General features: G+C 60.8%; 4 protein-coding genes and 1 pseudogene. 1 reads left to right on the forward strand and 4 read right to left on the reverse strand.

Annotated features, from left to right (window positions below; genetic code table 11):
• Positions 1–68 precede the first annotated feature (68 nt).
• Genes H559_RS0113090 through H559_RS0113100 form a run of 3 tightly spaced genes read right to left on the reverse strand, consistent with a single transcriptional unit; the run spans position 69 to position 1,083 of the window.
• Positions 69–428, reverse strand: a complete 360-nt coding sequence (locus H559_RS0113090) for a hypothetical protein (RefSeq protein ID WP_051279446.1) — start codon at positions 426–428, stop codon at positions 69–71.
• Positions 429–439: 11 nt separating this feature from the next.
• Complete coding sequence (locus H559_RS0113095; protein ID WP_003159186.1) at positions 440–835, reverse strand: type II toxin-antitoxin system VapC family toxin; 396 nt, start codon at positions 833–835, stop codon at positions 440–442.
• A complete protein-coding gene (locus tag H559_RS0113100; RefSeq protein ID WP_003108276.1) occupies positions 832–1,083 on the reverse strand; it encodes an AbrB/MazE/SpoVT family DNA-binding domain-containing protein in 252 nt (83 codons plus the stop codon). The genes H559_RS0113095 and H559_RS0113100 overlap by 4 nt, the downstream gene beginning before the upstream one ends.
• Positions 1,084–1,264: 181 nt before the next feature.
• On the opposite strand from H559_RS0113100, the gene H559_RS0113105 reads away from it, so the two are divergent.
• The gene (locus tag H559_RS0113105) at positions 1,265–1,831 is read left to right on the forward strand and encodes a recombinase family protein (RefSeq protein WP_003159185.1); all 567 of its coding nucleotides are present in this window, start codon (positions 1,265–1,267) and stop codon (positions 1,829–1,831) included.
• Between the two features lie 348 nt (positions 1,832–2,179).
• On the opposite strand, the pseudogene H559_RS0113110 reads toward H559_RS0113105, so the two are convergent.
• Positions 2,180–2,401, reverse strand: a pseudogene (locus H559_RS0113110) (tyrosine-type recombinase/integrase); the annotation flags it as partial.
• Positions 2,402–2,497: the final 96 nt, after the last annotated feature.

The following is a 2,497-nucleotide window of genomic DNA, read 5'->3' on the forward strand; positions in this document are numbered from 1 at the left end:
CGCTGAAAATGCCGGCCTTTGAATGGGTTCATGTGCAGCTCCATCAGCAAAAGGGGATGATAAGTTTATCACCACCGACTATTTGCAACAGTGCCGCCACGCTCAAGCGTGGCCGCCGTGGTCAGCAGTTGCGCGCCCATTTGCTTGTGCTGTTCGGAGAACTCGGCCATGCCGTCATAGGGCCGCGAAGCCTTGCGGCGCTCGGCTTCGGATGCCTCTTCCATGATGCGGGCGTAGCGGTAGAACCCTGGGAACTCGCGGGACAGCGCCATGAGCTGCTGATCGGATGTGCCGACCCAAATCCTGTGCAGGTCAGGCCCGTACCCCATCATGCGATTGATGATGGCATGGGCCTCGCTGACACCCTGGGCGGCAAGCTGCTGCATGTGTTGGTCGATCTTCGCGGCCAGTCGGCGGAATTCGTTCATGCTCATGTCCGTCACAAAAGGCGCGTTGATTGCCCTTGCGCCGTGAGAAGTGCCACCGCCTTCTTATCGAAGGAAACGAAGGTTTCCCCGCCAAGCCAGTTGCCTTCGTAGGCAATGACGCCATCGGCAAAGTCTCCGCCCGCGTCGAGCACCAGCAAGCCAGCCTCCACGGCAGGCCGGTTCACTTCCACATTCGCGGCGGCCAGTAGTGCCCGGATCGCGCTGGCCGCGTCGGCTTGCTGGAAGCCGTAGACACGCAGCAGCACCCAAACAAATTCGCATAGGCACGGCAGCGCGACCGCGATCAACTCGGCGTCGGTCAAGACTGCGGCGGCAACGTCCGCTTGTGCGGGATCGTCACGCACAACCGCACGCACAAGGACGTTGGTATCGACTGCGACCTTCATTGCTTACCTGCCCAGCCTTGCGCCGCCGCCTCGTTGATTTCTTCGATGGTGGCAACCTTCTGCGTCTTGCCCGCGAGCAGGCCGACAAAGCTGGCTATCGTCCCTGCGGGCCGTGCCGCCTTGAGCACGCCCCGACCGTCTGGCAACAAGTCCAGCTCGATCTTGTCGCCTGGCCTGATGCCGAGGTGTTGCAGTACGTCCTTCCGAAACGTCACTTGTCCCCGTGCGGTAACGGTCAATGTGGTCATGGTGGTTTGCCCTCGCAATCAAGGTTGATGCTTCACATAGTAATGCAAAAATGCCTTACCGTCAATGTCCGTCAAACGATCATTAGTCGGCCATGCCGGACACTGTCCAGCAAAGTTATTGCACAACGGGTTGTCGGACATTAAGATAGGCGGACGGAATGACGGACAAGAGAGGCGGCAAATGGCACTGATCGGCTATGCGCGGGTATCGACGGCGGAACAGGACACCGCCTTGCAGACGGATGCGCTACGCAAGGCAGGCTGCGAGCGCGTTTTCGAGGACACGGCTTCCGGGGCCAAGGCCGACCGCCCCGGCTTGGCTGATGCGCTGGCCTACCTGCGCGACGGCGACGTGCTGGCCGTCTGGCGGCTGGATCGGCTCGGGCGCTCTATGCCGCACCTAATCGAAACGATAGGCGCGCTGGAAGCGCGAGGCGTCGGCTTCCGTTCTCTGACGGAAGCCATCGACACCACCACGCCAGGCGGGCGGCTCATCTTCCACGTGTTCGGCGCGCTGGGCCAGTTCGAGCGCGACTTGATCCGCGAGCGCACCAAGGCCGGGTTGACTGCCGCCGCCGCTCGTGGGAGGAAGGGCGGGCGAAAGCCGGTTGTCACCGCCGACAAGTTGCAGCGAGCGCGGGAGCACATCGCCAACGGGCTTAATGTCCGAGAGGCCGCTACACGGCTCAAGGTGAGCAAGACGGCCCTGTACACCGCGCTGCAATCCACCAGTGCAGCCGACTCCTGATATTCCGTGCAGTCGTCTTCTGAAAATGACAGCTCACGCGCAGGTAGATGCGTGCGACTTTCATGCGGGCCTCCTGGTCATTTTGGGTATAGGGAAAATGACCATTGTTTCACGCCTAGCCAAAAAGGGAAGGTTCCCGGTTCAAATGTCGTTTTCAGAAGACGGCTGCACTGAACGTCAGAAGCCGACTGCACTATAGCAGCGGAGGGGTTGGATCCATCAGGCAACGACGGGCTGCTGCCGGCCATCAGCGGACGCAGGGAGGACTTTCCGCAACCGGCCGTTCGATGCGGCACCGATGGCCTTCGCGCAGGGGTAGTGAATCCGCCAGGATTGACTTGCGCTGCCCTACCTCTCACTAGTGAGGGGCGGCAGCGCATCAAGCGGTGAGCGCACTCCGGCACCGCCAACTTTCAGCACATGCGTGTAAATCATCGTCGTAGAGACGTCGGAATGGCCGAGCAGATCCTGCACGGTTCGAATGTCGTAACCGCTGCGGAGCAAGGCCGTCGCGAACGAGTGGCGGAGGGTGTGCGGTGTGGCGGGCTTCGTGATGCCTGCTTGTTCTACGGGGCACTGTTGCAAATAGTCGGTGGTGATAAACTTATCATCCCCTTTTGCTGATGGAGCTGCACATGAACCCATTCAAAGGCCGGCATTTTCAGC

The sequence above is a fragment of the Chitinilyticum aquatile DSM 21506 genome, assembly GCF_000430805.1.
GTDB classification, from domain to species: Bacteria; Pseudomonadota; Gammaproteobacteria; order Burkholderiales; family Chitinibacteraceae; genus Chitinilyticum; species Chitinilyticum aquatile.